This window comes from Devosia sp. (genome assembly GCF_035944845.1).
In the GTDB taxonomy this organism is placed as follows: Bacteria; Pseudomonadota; Alphaproteobacteria; order Rhizobiales; family Devosiaceae; genus Devosia_A.
This window is the reverse complement of record NZ_DASZAW010000082.1, coordinates 19,506-31,672: the sequence shown is the minus strand read 5'-3', so window position 1 is coordinate 31,672 and position 12,167 is coordinate 19,506. Positions and strand designations below refer to the sequence as shown.

The window sequence follows — 12,167 nt, the reverse complement described above, 5'->3', positions numbered from 1 at the left end:
CGCCATGCGTCTGCGCGGCAAGCACCTGCCGACCTACACCCCGCACATGGATACCGGCGACCACGTCGTCGTGATCAATGCCGACAAGGTGAAGCTGACCGGCAAGAAGCTCGATCAGCGCCGGTTCTTCTGGCACACCGGCCATCCCGGCGGCATCAAGGATCGCACGCAGCGTCAGCTGCTCGAGGGTCGTTTCCCGGAGCGCGTGCTCGAAAACGCCGTCCGCCGCATGATCCCGGAAGGCCCGCTCGGCCGCAAGCAGTACGGCAACCTGCGCGTCTATGCCGGTGAGACCCACCCGCATGAGGCCCAGGCGCCCGTGAAGCTCGACGTCGCTTCGTTCAACTCCAAGAATGTGAGGGCCAAGTAATGGCCGAGACCATCAATTCGCTCGAAGACCTGGGCGCTGCCAACGTCGTCGCTGTTGCCGCCGACGCTCCCGTGCACGTGCAGAAGCTCGACGCGCAGGGCCGCGCCTATGCTACCGGCAAGCGCAAGAACGCCATTGCCCGCGTCTGGGTGAAGCCGGGTAACGGCAAGATCACCGTCAACGGCAAGGAGTTCAATGCCTTCTTCGCCCGCCCGGTGCTCCAGATGGTGCTGCAGCAGCCGATCGTCGCCGCGGCCCGCAAGGATCAGTACGACATCGTCGCCACCGTTTCGGGCGGCGGCCTCTCCGGCCAGGCCGGTGCGGTGCGTCACGGCATCTCCAAGGCGCTCACCTATTACGAGCCCGAGCTGCGCGGCGTGCTGAAGGCCGGTGGTTTCCTCACCCGCGACAGCCGCGTGGTCGAGCGCAAGAAATACGGCAAGGCGAAGGCCCGTCGTTCCTTCCAGTTCTCCAAGCGCTAAGCTTCTTCGAGTTCAGAGAATTTGCCGAAGGGCCGGAGCAATCCGGCCCTTTGCTTTTGGCGGCCGTCCACGTTACGCATTGCCCGCCTTCAGACGAGCAGCCGATGCCGCAACCAAAGACCGTTCTCATCGTCACCGACGCCTGGCACCCGCAGATCAACGGGGTGGTGCGCTCGATCGAGCTGGTGATCAAGGAGATGGAGAAGCGCGGCATCGTCGTAAAGCTCCTGACACCCAACGAGTTCAAGACCTTCCCAATGCCCGGCTATGGCGAGATTCGGCTGAGCCGCACGCTGATGAAGCCGGTCTATGCGCGGATCGAGGCCGCGGCGCCCGAAGCCATCCATATCGCGACAGAAGGACCGCTCGGCATCATGGCGCGCCGCTGGTGCCGCAAGCGCCGGTTCGAGTTCTCGACCGCCTACCACACGCAGTTTCCCGAATACCTGCGCGCCCGCCTGCCGGTGCCGCTGCGCTGGAGCTACCGGTTCCTGCGCTGGTTCCACGGCGCCGCAAAGTACTGCCTGGTGGGTACCCCGCACCTCAAGGTGCTGCTGGAGCAGCGCGGCTTCACCAACGCGGTGATCTGGCAGAAGGGCGTCGATACCGAGTTGTTCAACCCGGCGCGGCGCGAGCCGCTCGCCTATGACGGCCCGGTGTTCCTCTATGTCGGCCGCGTCGCCGTGGAAAAAAACATCGAGGCCTTCCTGACGCTCGACCTGCCGGGGACCAAGCTCGTCGTCGGTGGTGGCCCGAGCCTCGAAAAGCTCAAGGCGGAGCACACCGACGTGGTGTTCGTTGGCCCCAAGCAAGGCGAGGAGCTCGCGCGGCTGTTCGCCTCGGCCGACGTGTTCGTCTTCCCGTCCAAGACCGACACCTTCGGCCTCGTGCTGCTCGAGGCACTGGCCAGCGGCACGCCGGTGGCTGCCTTCCCGGTGACCGGCCCGATCGACGTGATCGGCGACGCCCCGGTAGGCGTTCTTGGCCACGACCTGAAGGCGGCAGCGCTCAAGGCCATGCACGTTTCCCGTGACGAGTGCCGGACCTACGCCCAGCAGTTTTCCTGGACCGCCAGCACGGACCAGTTCCTAAAATACCTGCCGGTGAAGGGTGATGCTCCTTCGTCTTGACTCTAATTAGAGCATTGTCTAAATAAGTCCGTCGCCAACGCGAGCGGATCTTATGGGTATCAACGCCGTCTTCGAAGCGCTGTCGCACCCGGTGCGCCGGGAAATCCTCCAGCTCCTGAGGGGCGGGCCGATGTCCGCGGGCGCGCTGGCGGAGCACTTCACGCTGTCCAAGCCCACGCTCTCCGTGCACTTCGCCAAGCTGAAGGAGGCTGAGCTCGTCGCCGTCGAGCGGCAGGGCACCAGCCTCATCTACCACCTCAACATGTCTATTCTCGAAGAGGCGCTGTCTGGCCTCTTGAGCCTCAAGGAGCCCAAATGATGCGCCCGCTGTTCACTCCGATCCGCATCGCGCTGTTCGTCGCCATAATTGCGGCGTTCGCCGCCGGGCTGGTGTTGGTCCCTGCCGGCACGATGCTGCCGGTCCATTGGGGCGTGAGCGGCGAGGCCGACGGGTTCCTGCCGCGCGAATGGGCGCTGCTCATCCCGCTGCTGATGGTCGCCCTTGTCTGGACAGTCTTCTACGTCGTCGGCCGTGTGGCCAAGCCTTCCGACGCCGCTGCGGGACGTTACTCCGCAGGGGTGGCGATCACCGCGCTCACCGGGCTCGCCCTGGTGCTCGAGGCCGCTACGGTGCTGATCGGCCTCGGCGTCGCGCTCAACATGGTGCAACTGCTTGGCCTGGCGCTGGGCGTGCTTTTGGTGGTCCTGGGCAACGCCATGCCGAAGTCTCAGCCCAACAGCTTCGCCGGCCTGCGCATGCCGACCACGCTGAGCGACCCGGCCAACTGGCAGGCGACGCATCGCCTCACCGGCCTGCTCTGTATCATCGGCGGCCTGGTACTGATCGTCGCCGCGCTGCTGCTGCCTGCCTCGGCCTTGATCTGGTGGCTGCTCGGCTGCGTCTTCGTGCCGATCCTCATCGGCGTCGCCTATTCGCTGAGCTATGCCCGCAGGGCCAAATCATAAACCAGATGGTTTACAGTCGGCATCGCGGCTGCTAACTAAACCATATGGTTTCAGATCAGCAGCTCGATGCCGTCTTCCATGCCCTGAGCGACCCGACCCGCCGCGCCATGCTGCGGTCGCTGGTGGCCGGCGAACGCAATATCGGCGAACTGGCGCAGCCGTTCGAGATGTCTTTCCCGGCCGCCTCGAAACATGTCCGGGTGCTCGAGCAGGCCGGGCTGGTGCGGCGCGAGGTGCGCGGACGCTCCCATATGTGCCGGCTGGCGCCCGAGGCGCTGGCCGATGCGAGCGAGTGGCTGCGCTTCTACGAGCAGTTCTGGACCGAGCGCTTCGACGCACTCGATGCATTCTTCAAAGCGACAAAGGCGGACAAGCCATGAACAGCACTGCACATAAGCTAGAGATCGTCCGCATCTTCGAGGCGGCGCCCGAACAGGTCTATGCTGCCTGGACCGATATCGACACCATGCGCCGTTGGTTCGGCCATCTGGTCGAGGCCGATGCTCGCGTCGGCGGCGCCTATCGGGTCGAGAATCCCTCTGGCGACGGCGGCAGGTTCGCTCATGTCGGCAAGTATCTGGTGCTCGAGCCGCCGCATCGGATCGTCATGAGCTTTACCTTCGAAGGCACCGAGCCGCATGGTTTCACCGACGAGTACATCGAGATGCAGTTCCGCCCCCTCTCCGGCGGCCGCACCGAGATGCGCTTCACCAATGCCTGGAATGGTCCCGGTATGGACGACGCGGAGCAGGGCGCCTTGAACGAGGGTTGGGGCACCTGGTTCGACCAGCTCGCGCGGGCCCTGTCCGGTTCGGACGTGATAGCGCTCTATTGAGCTTGACCGTCCGGCGTGTCCGCCACTAAAGCTCCGTAATCCTCGCTCAGGGTTTGGACATGACTCAGGGAGTAGCAGCGCCAATCGCAGCCGCCGGCTTTAGGGCCGGAGCGGTCGCGCGCGCTAAGGCCCCCGCTCGCTAGCTCTCCCCGAGCGCCGCAATGCGGCTGGGGAGAGCGGAACCAGAACGAGCCTGGCGGTCGAGATCGGCCGCTTAACCGAGTCAAAACCATAATTCCGCGATAATACCTGCCTTCATGAGGGTATGGCATGCACCAAAGGGTGCGTCGCGGTCCACCGAGGTTCCAATGAACGACGATTTCCACCGCATCCGCCGCCTCCCGCCCTACGTCTTCGCCCATATCGATCCGATCAAGGCGAAGCTCCGCGCCAACGGCGTCGACATCATCGACCTCGGCATGGGCAACCCGGATATGCCGACGCCACAGCACATCGTCGACAAGCTCAAGGAGACGGTGAAGGATCCGCGCACCCACCGGTACTCCTCGTCCAAGGGCATTCCGGGGCTGCGCAAGGCCCAGGCCAGCTACTACGGCCGCCGCTTCGGTGTGAAGGTGAACCCCGACACGCAGGTGGTGGCGACGCTCGGCTCCAAGGAAGGCTTCGCCAACATGGCGGCGGCGATCACCGCGCCGGGCGATGTGGTGCTGGTACCCAACCCGACCTATCCGATCCACGCCTTCGGCTTCATCATGAGCGGCGGCGTCGTCCGCTCGATGCCGGCCGAGCCGGACGAGAACTTCATGCGCGCGCTCGATCGCGCCGTGCGGCATTCGATCCCCAAGCCGATCGCCCTGATCCTCAACTACCCGGCCAACCCGACCGCCTACACGGCGTCGCTGGATTTCTACAGGGAAGTGGTCAAGTACTGCCGCGAGCACTCGATCTTCATCCTCTCCGATCTCGCCTATTCCGAAATCTATTTCGATGACGAAGTGCCCCCCTCCGTGCTGCAGGTCGAAGGCGCCATGGACATCACGGTGGAATTCACCTCGATGTCCAAGACCTACTCGATGCCCGGCTGGCGTGTCGGCTTCGCCGTCGGCAACGAGCGGCTGATCGCGGCGCTTACCCGGGTGAAGTCCTATCTCGACTACGGCGCCTTCACCCCGATCCAGGTCGCCGCTGCCTCTGCCCTCAACGGCTCCGACAGCGTCATCGAGGATGTGCGCGCCGTCTATCGCGACCGCCGCGATGTGATGGTGGAAAGTTTCGGCCGCGCCGGCTGGACCATCCCGTCGCCCAAGGCGACGATGTTCGCCTGGGCGCCGATCCCCGACCAGTTCGCGCACCTCGGCTCGCTCGAGTTCGCCAAGCTGCTGATCCAGGAAACCGGCGTCGCCGTCGCCCCCGGCGTTGGCTTCGGCGAGTATGGCGACCAATACATTCGCCTGGCGCTGGTCGAAAACGAGCAACGCATCCGGCAGGCGGCGCGCAACATCAAGAAGTTCCTGCAGAGCCAGCCAAGCCACGGCAACGTCGTGCCCATCACCGCGGCGAAATAGGGCGGCGCGATCAGAGTTTGCAACGGCCCGGTCAGTAACCGGGCCGTTTGCCATTTGTGAGCGCCACCCCAGCTTTCCCTCACTCGGCGTCATCCCCGCGAAAGCGGTGACCTCTGTTTTCTTTCGAGCATCGCAAACGGGTGGGTGTGGCGCGCGCTGAAATCCGCTTGCTCCAATAACATGACTGTGATTATCAGCTTTCAGCTTGCTGGAGGCCATGTCATGTTCCGCCGACTTCTCGTTGCGCTCGCCCTGCTGTTCGCCGCCGCTCCGGCGCTGGCGCAGTCCTTCCCGGTCACCATCAAGCACGCTTTCGGCGAGACGGTGATCGACAGGGCGCCCGAGCGGATTGTCACCTGGGGCTGGGGCAACCATGATGCTTTGCTGGCGCTGGGCGTCGTGCCGGCTGCCATGCCGTTCTCTAGCTATGGCGGCGGCGACAATGGCCTCCATTCCTGGGTCGAGCAGAAGTTGAAGGAGCTTGGCGCGGCGACCCCGGTCCAGCTCTCGGACAGCTCCGACATCCCGTTCGAACAGATTGCGGCGCAGAAGCCCGATGTGATCGTCGCGGTGTTCTCCGGCATCAATGCAGAGCAATACGCCCGCCTGAGCCAGATCGCGCCGACCGTCGCCTATCCCGACCAGCCCTGGAGCACGCCGTGGCAGGACGTGACCCGCATTGTCGGCCAGGTAGTCGGCAAGTCCGCCGAGGCTGAACGGCTGGTAAACGACACGCTGCAGTTCGTCGCCGATGAGGCAGCAAGATACCCCGAGATCGCTGGCACCACGTTCGCCGGAGTGAACGACTTCGACGGCTCGATCGCCGTCTATGACGCGCTCGATGCGCGCATGAAGTTCCTCACCGATATTGGCCTCGTCCTGGCGCCCAGCGTCACCGAACTCTCGCCCAAGGACGGCTCGTTCTACTATCCGCTGAGCTACGAGCTGTTCGATCAGCTGAAAAGCGACATCCTCATTACCTACTACGAGACCCAGGCGGCTTCGGACGAGTTCTTCGCCAAGCCCTACGTGCAAAGCCAGCCGCAATACCTCAAGGGCGCTTTCGCCTCGCTGGTCGGCATCGAGTATGTGGCCGCGGTATCGCCCCCGAGCGCGCTGTCGCTGCGCTGGGGCTTCCCGCACTACGCCGAAATCATCGCTGCGGCCGCCCGCAACGCCAAGAAGTGAGATCACAGATGAAACTCGTCCTCAACGCCGTCGCGGCCTTGTGCCTTACGATGTTTGCCTTGCCGGCGCTCGCGCAGAGCTTTCCTGTCACCATCAAGCATGCGCTCGGCGAAGCGGTGATCCCGGCCGCGCCGCAGCGCATCGTGACGCTCGGATGGTCCTCGACCGATGCCGCCATTGCACTGGGCACCGTCCCGGTGGGGTTTCCGAGCTTCCGCTCGGCCGGGTTTGACAAGGATATCGTGCCGTGGGTGGAGGAGGGGATTGCCAGGGCCGGCGCCCCGACGCCGGTGACCTTCGATGACACGGCCGGGGCGCCGATCGAAAAGATCGCCGCGTTGAAGCCCGATCTGATCCTGGCGGTCTACTCCGGCATCACAACGGATGAATACAAGCTGCTCAGCCAGATCGCTCCCGTGGTGGCCTATCTTGACAAGCCGTGGACGGCGACCTGGCAACAGGTGATCACCATCGCCGGCGAGGCGATGGGCAAGCCCAGCGAGGCGACTGCGCTGGTTGCCGAGCTGGAGGCTTTCATCAAGGCCGAGGCCGCCAAGTACCCGGCTTTGGCGGGCAAAAGCGCCGTGACGCTGATCGACTACAACGGCGCCGCCGCCATCCATTCGGCCGACGATGCACGCGCCAAGCTGCTGGCGCTGGCCGGGCTGGTGATCCCGGAGCGCTCCCCTGCCGGCGGTGAGCTGCAGGGTTTCTGGTATCCGTTGAGTTACGAGAACTTCGATCAGATTCCGGCCGACATCCTCATCGGGTTCTTCAACTCACCCGAGCTGGCGGACGAATTCTTCGTGCGGCCGTACATCGACAGCGCGCCGCAGGTGAAGAGCGGCGCCTACGTGAAGATGGACGATCGCATCCTCAACATGGCGGTGATCTCCTCGAGCGCCCTGTCGATCAAATGGGGCATGCCCCGCTATTTCGAAAAGATCGCGGCGGCGGCCGAACACGTTGGGAAGTAGGGTGGCCTCAGGCTTCCCACGGATTTATCACAGTAATCTCCGGATCATCGAAATGGAGATCTTGCGTGTCGCGACGGCAGTACCCTTTGCGACCGCAATGGCGGCGATCTGGGTGTCCAGGAGATCGACGGGGCGGCCCAGCCTTCGGCGACGGGCGGTAATCCGGGCGAAGGCGATGGAGGCGGCCTCATCGAACGGCAGGATGCGCCCGCCGAAGTCTTCGCTGAGCATCGCTTCGACTGCCTCGTGGAGGTTCCGCTTCTTTTTCCCATCGATTAGGATTGAAACACCAGCCCTGAGCTCTGCTGCTGTGACGGCGGTGGTCCACAAATCCCGATCGGCTGTGCTGCTAGCCATTCTAGCACGCGCGGCGTCGGGATAGCCGCGATCGCGTCCGAAATGACGTTGGTGTCTAGGATGATCACTCCGCCGAGCCATCCCTGTAGCGCTCGTCGTAGTCATCGAGAGCGAAGGGAGGGTCTCGACCTAAGAAATGGCTGATGAGAAATAGATCGGCGCCCCCGAGCGGGCCGAACCTCGCGCGCAGCCGCGTAGCCATATTGTCCGGTTCTGTCAGCGCGCGCGCAAGGAGGTCGCTGGCTTCCTCCTCGCGTGTTCGCCCGTGTCCCTTTGCTCGATCGTCGAGAGCGGCGACTAAGGCGGCGTCATCAACTTTGATCGTAATGTCAGAGATGGCATCCTCCCAGAAGACAGCAGCGACTAATATAGGTGGCAGCGGTCTGCCCATCAATCCTATTGACGGATAGGGTCTTTCCTATCCATAGCTCTCGCACCAACTCCGAGAGCTGTTCTATGTCCGATATCCAGTCGTTCCGCCAATCCGTCGAAGCCTTCATTGCGGCGCGCGGTTGGACCCCGACCCGGTTCGGACGCACCATCGCCGGCGACCCGCTCTTCGTGTTTGACCTCAGGGAAGGGCGCGAGCCCCGTTCGGATACGCGGACCCGGATTCTGAAGTCGATGCAGGACCACGCCGATGCCGCGCTCGAGGCGCCGCTCCGCATCGGTGTTGCCGGCCTCGGCAATGTCGGCGCGACGCTGGTCCGCATCATCCAGAAGGACGGCGAGGAGCTGACCCGTAAGCTCGGCCGGAAAATCACCGTCACCGCCGTCTGCGCCCGCTCGCGCAGTCGCGACCGCGGCATCGATGCGAGCAACCTCGAATGGTTCGACGATCCGGTGGCGCTGGCCAAATCCGACAGCATCGACCTGTTCGTCGAGCTGATCGGCGGCGAGGACGGGCCGGCTTTGGCCGCGGTGAAAGCCGCGCTGGAGATCGGCCGCCCGGTGGTCACCGCCAACAAGGCGCTGCTGGCGCGGCATGGCGTGAACCTTGCCAAGGCGGCCGAAGAATCGGGCGCCCAACTTGGTTTCGAAGCGGCCGTGGCTGGCGGCATTCCGGTCATCAAGACGCTGCGCGAGGGCCTCGGCTCGGCTCGCATCGCCCGCGTCTATGGAATCATGAACGGCACCTGCAACTACATCCTCACCCGCATGGGCAACGAGGGCATCAGCTTTGCCGAGTGCCTCGCCGACGCGCAGAAGCTGGGCTACGCCGAGGCCGATCCCACCTTCGATGTCGAAGGCTTCGATACCGCGCACAAGCTCGCTATTCTCGCCTCGCTCTGCTTCGGCTGCGAGATTGCGCCCGACGAGATCTTCGTCGAGGGCATTACCAGCATCAGCCAGGCCGATATCAAGGTGGCCGGCGACCTCGGCTACAAGATCAAGCTGCTCGGCATCGCCCAGCGTTCGGCCGACGGCATCGATCAGCGCGTGCACCCGACCCTGGTGCCCAAGACCTCGGCGGTGGCCGGCGTCGATGGGGTACTGAACGCGGTGGCGCTCGAAACCGACCACGTGCACGAGCTGCTGCTGGCCGGCCCGGGCGCCGGCGGCCCGCCGACCGCATCGTCGGTCCTCTCCGATATTCTCGATATCGCCCGCGGCACCCGGGTGCCACCGCTCGGCGTGCCGAGCGCCGAACTGACCCCGTACCGCCGCGCGCCGATCCGCGAGCACGAGGGCGGCTACTACATCCGACTAAATGTCAGGGATGTGCCCGGTGCGTTTGCGGCTATTGCTACCCGCATGGGTGCCGCGGGCATTTCGCTCGAAAGCGTCATCCAGCGTCCGGATTTGCGTGTTAGCGAGCCGGGCGTGACGGGAACCGACTCCCGCACGGTGGTGCTGCTTACGCACTCCACCATGGAGCAGACTGTTCGCGACGCCTTATCGGCGATCAAGAGCGACGGCTTCATCGTCGGCGATCCGCAGATGATCCGGATCGAGCAGCTTTAGCAGCCTTCCCGGCTTTGCGGCGCGGGCAGGCGACCGCATAGGCCACGTAACGCCCCCGTGCGGCGGGGCAGGGAGTGTTCATGAAGCTCAGCAAGTCCGATACCGACCGGCAGGCGGCCATCGACCGTTCGCTCACCCTCGAACTGGTACGCGTCACCGAGGCCGCGGCGCTCGCCGCCGCCACCTGGCGCGGCAAGGGCGACGAGAAAGCCGCCGACGCGGCTGCCGTCGAAGCGATGCGCGGCGAGATGGGCAACGTCCATATCCACGGCCGGATCGTTATCGGTGAGGGCGAGCGCGACGAAGCGCCGATGCTGTTCATCGGCGAACAGGTCGGCGCCGGTGATGGCCCGGAAGTCGACATCGCCGTCGACCCGCTCGAGGGCACGACGCTGTGCGCCAAGAACCAGCCGGATTCGATCTGTGTCTTGGCCATGGCCGAGCGCGGCGGGCTGCTCAACGCTCCTGATGTCTACATGCACAAGATCGCCATCGGCGCCGGCTATCCCGCGGGCGTCGTCGATCTCGACGAAAGCGCCACCATCAATGTCAGGGCGCTGGCCAAGGCCAAGGGCGTGCCGGTCAACGAGATCACCGCCTGCGTGCTGGATCGTCCGCGCCACGCTGCGCTGATCGATGACCTGCGCACTGCCGGAGTCGCCATCAAGCTGATCTCGGACGGCGATATCGCGGGCATCATCCACGCGGTGAACACCGAGGATACCGGCATCGACATCTATCTCGGCTCCGGCGGCGCCCCCGAAGGCGTGCTGGCCGCCGCGGCGCTCCGCTGCATTGGTGGCCAGATGCAGGGCAAGCTCATCCTTGATACCGACGACAAGCGGGCCCGGGCTTTGAAGATGGGGATCACCGATCCGAGCCGGAAATACCGCACCGACGAACTGGCTTCGGGCGACGTGCTGTTCGCCGCCACCGGCGTCACCGATGGCAGCCTGCTGAGCGGCGTGCGCTACGGCAAGAGCGCGGTCCGCACCAACACCGTGGTGATGCGCTCGTGGAGCCAGACGGTGCGCTGGATCACCGCTGAGCATCGGCGGTCGTCATACTGATAGATACAGTCCCTCCCGGCCTCTCCCCATGAAGAGGGAGGTGAAGAGTCGAGGCTCTGTCTTCGATTTTGCCAGACACTCGATGCGGCACCTCCCCCTTCATGGGGGAGGATGGGAGGGGGCCGTCTCGGCGAGCTAAAACAAAGCGGGCCGCCCAGTGGGCGGCCCGCTCGCATTCGGTAACTCAAAACTTACGCGTCCTGGATAGCGCTGATCAGCCAGCGGCCGCCGTTCTGGCGCTGGAAGGTCCAGACCTCAGTGGTCTCTGTGACCCGGTCGTCGCCGGAGACGATCTCCCCCGTAGCCCGGTTGCGGGTGACGTCCCGGCTTTCGTAGCGCATCGCCACGCTGGCGTAGTCGGTACCGCCTTCGCGCCAGGCTTCGGCGACGTCGCCTGCCAGCAGCGCCACGTCGAACACTTCATTGCGCAGGCCCTTCGTGGCGTTCTCGCCGAGTTCCTCGGCGAGGTAGCCCATCACCTCTGGGGTGGTGATCCGGCGGAGCGCCGCGTAATCCTCGCGCGAGTAGGCGTCCTGCATCTCCCTGAGGTGGCTTTCGAAGGTCGAAAGGTCCTGATCGGTAATGCCGACCTCGTCACGCCGGCCGGCGCGCTGCGACGCCGCCGAGCGCGGGCCGCCGGGAGCCGAGGTGCCGCCACCACCGCCATAGTTGCGGATATTGTCCTGTGCCTCGTAGTTGAGCGGGCCGCCGGCCATTGCCGGGCGCTGCTGCCTGCGGCGCACGAAGAACGCCACGATCAGGCCGATGATCGCCACCTGAACCAGAAGCGCCAGCATGCCGCCAAAGCCGCCGAAGCCGAAGCCGAACAGCAGGCCGAACAGGCCCGAGAACAGGAAGCCGCCGAGCAGCGCACCGCCAAAGCCGCCGAACAGGCTCGGGCGAGCGGGCGTCGTGGAGTTACCCACCGTGTTCCGCTGCTGCGTGCCGTTGGTCATGGTGTTCTGCACCGGCGCGGTGGTGTTCGGCGAGACCTGCGTCGACGGCACGCTCCGCTCGGTGCGGATACCGCGGCTGCCGAAACTACCGCCGCGCCGCGCCTCGGCGGTGTCGACCGCGACGAGCGAGAAGGCCATGATCAGAGTGGCAAGGAGGGCCGAGAAACGGAAGCCCTTCGAAGCGAACATTGTGGTTCCCCATGTGAAAACGTTGCGCCTGATATGGGGGGAAAGGTGACGAAAGTGTAGACCTCGGCAATGGAGCCCTGCCGATTTTTCCCGGCGGGCGACCGGCAGCGAGGAAAACCAGCGCCGCGCCCTCGACTATCGGGCACTTTCTGCTTA

14 protein-coding genes are annotated in these 12,167 nt (G+C 64.8%); 12 read left to right on the top strand and 2 right to left on the bottom strand.

The window, feature by feature from the left end:
* The 10 genes from rplM to VGV07_RS16330 all read left to right on the top strand — a co-directional run.
* The coding region (gene rplM, locus VGV07_RS16375; protein WP_326869793.1) for a 50S ribosomal protein L13 at window positions 1–370 on the top strand (370 nt) is incomplete at its 5' end.
* Window positions 370–852, top strand: coding sequence for a 30S ribosomal protein S9 (gene rpsI / locus VGV07_RS16370; protein WP_326869792.1), 483 nt, complete (start codon window positions 370–372; stop codon window positions 850–852). The genes rplM and rpsI, both read left to right, overlap by 1 nt.
* A 104-nt stretch (window positions 853–956) precedes the next feature.
* A complete protein-coding gene (locus VGV07_RS16365) occupies window positions 957–1,982 on the top strand; it encodes a glycosyltransferase family 1 protein (protein ID WP_326869791.1) in 1,026 nt (341 codons plus the stop codon).
* Between the two features lie 52 nt (window positions 1,983–2,034).
* On the top strand, window positions 2,035–2,301 hold the full coding sequence (locus VGV07_RS16360; RefSeq protein ID WP_326869790.1) for an autorepressor SdpR family transcription factor: 267 nt from the start codon (window positions 2,035–2,037) through the stop codon (window positions 2,299–2,301).
* The gene (locus tag VGV07_RS16355) at window positions 2,298–2,948 is read left to right on the top strand and encodes an SdpI family protein (protein ID WP_326869789.1); all 651 of its coding nucleotides are present in this window, start codon (window positions 2,298–2,300) and stop codon (window positions 2,946–2,948) included. The genes VGV07_RS16360 and VGV07_RS16355 overlap by 4 nt, the downstream gene beginning before the upstream one ends.
* Window positions 2,949–2,992: 44 nt before the next feature.
* Window positions 2,993–3,328: a metalloregulator ArsR/SmtB family transcription factor gene (locus VGV07_RS16350; protein ID WP_326869788.1), complete on the top strand. Its 336-nt coding sequence runs from the start codon at window positions 2,993–2,995 to the stop codon at window positions 3,326–3,328.
* On the top strand, window positions 3,325–3,783 hold the full coding sequence (locus tag VGV07_RS16345) for an SRPBCC domain-containing protein (RefSeq protein WP_326869787.1): 459 nt from the start codon (window positions 3,325–3,327) through the stop codon (window positions 3,781–3,783). Before VGV07_RS16350 ends, VGV07_RS16345 begins: the two co-directional genes overlap by 4 nt.
* Window positions 3,784–4,091: 308 nt before the next feature.
* Complete coding sequence (locus tag VGV07_RS16340; protein ID WP_326869786.1) at window positions 4,092–5,309, top strand: LL-diaminopimelate aminotransferase; 1,218 nt, start codon at window positions 4,092–4,094, stop codon at window positions 5,307–5,309.
* Between the two features lie 222 nt (window positions 5,310–5,531).
* Entirely contained in the window at window positions 5,532–6,497 is a 966-nt protein-coding gene (locus VGV07_RS16335) for an iron-siderophore ABC transporter substrate-binding protein (protein WP_326869785.1), read from the top strand.
* Window positions 6,498–6,505: 8 nt separating this feature from the next.
* Window positions 6,506–7,474: an ABC transporter substrate-binding protein gene (locus tag VGV07_RS16330; protein ID WP_326869784.1), complete on the top strand. Its 969-nt coding sequence runs from the start codon at window positions 6,506–6,508 to the stop codon at window positions 7,472–7,474.
* Between the two features lie 27 nt (window positions 7,475–7,501).
* Here VGV07_RS16330 and VGV07_RS16325 read toward each other — a convergent pair whose 3' ends face one another.
* Window positions 7,502–7,912 (bottom strand): PIN domain-containing protein, encoded by a 411-nt coding sequence (locus VGV07_RS16325; protein ID WP_326869783.1) that lies wholly within the window; start codon window positions 7,910–7,912, stop codon window positions 7,502–7,504.
* Between the two features lie 543 nt (window positions 7,913–8,455).
* Between VGV07_RS16325 and VGV07_RS16320 the strand changes: the two genes are divergently transcribed.
* Together VGV07_RS16320 and glpX are read left to right on the top strand one after the other, a co-directional pair.
* Window positions 8,456–9,796, top strand: a complete 1,341-nt coding sequence (locus tag VGV07_RS16320) for a homoserine dehydrogenase (RefSeq protein WP_326869794.1) — start codon at window positions 8,456–8,458, stop codon at window positions 9,794–9,796.
* A gap of 80 nt (window positions 9,797–9,876) precedes the next feature.
* A complete protein-coding gene (gene glpX / locus VGV07_RS16315; protein ID WP_326869782.1) occupies window positions 9,877–10,866 on the top strand; it encodes a class II fructose-bisphosphatase in 990 nt (329 codons plus the stop codon).
* Between the two features lie 191 nt (window positions 10,867–11,057).
* On the opposite strand, the gene VGV07_RS16310 is transcribed toward glpX, so the two are convergent.
* Entirely contained in the window at window positions 11,058–12,011 is a 954-nt protein-coding gene (locus VGV07_RS16310; protein WP_326869781.1) for a Tim44 domain-containing protein, read from the bottom strand.
* Between the last annotated feature and the right edge of the window lie 156 nt (window positions 12,012–12,167).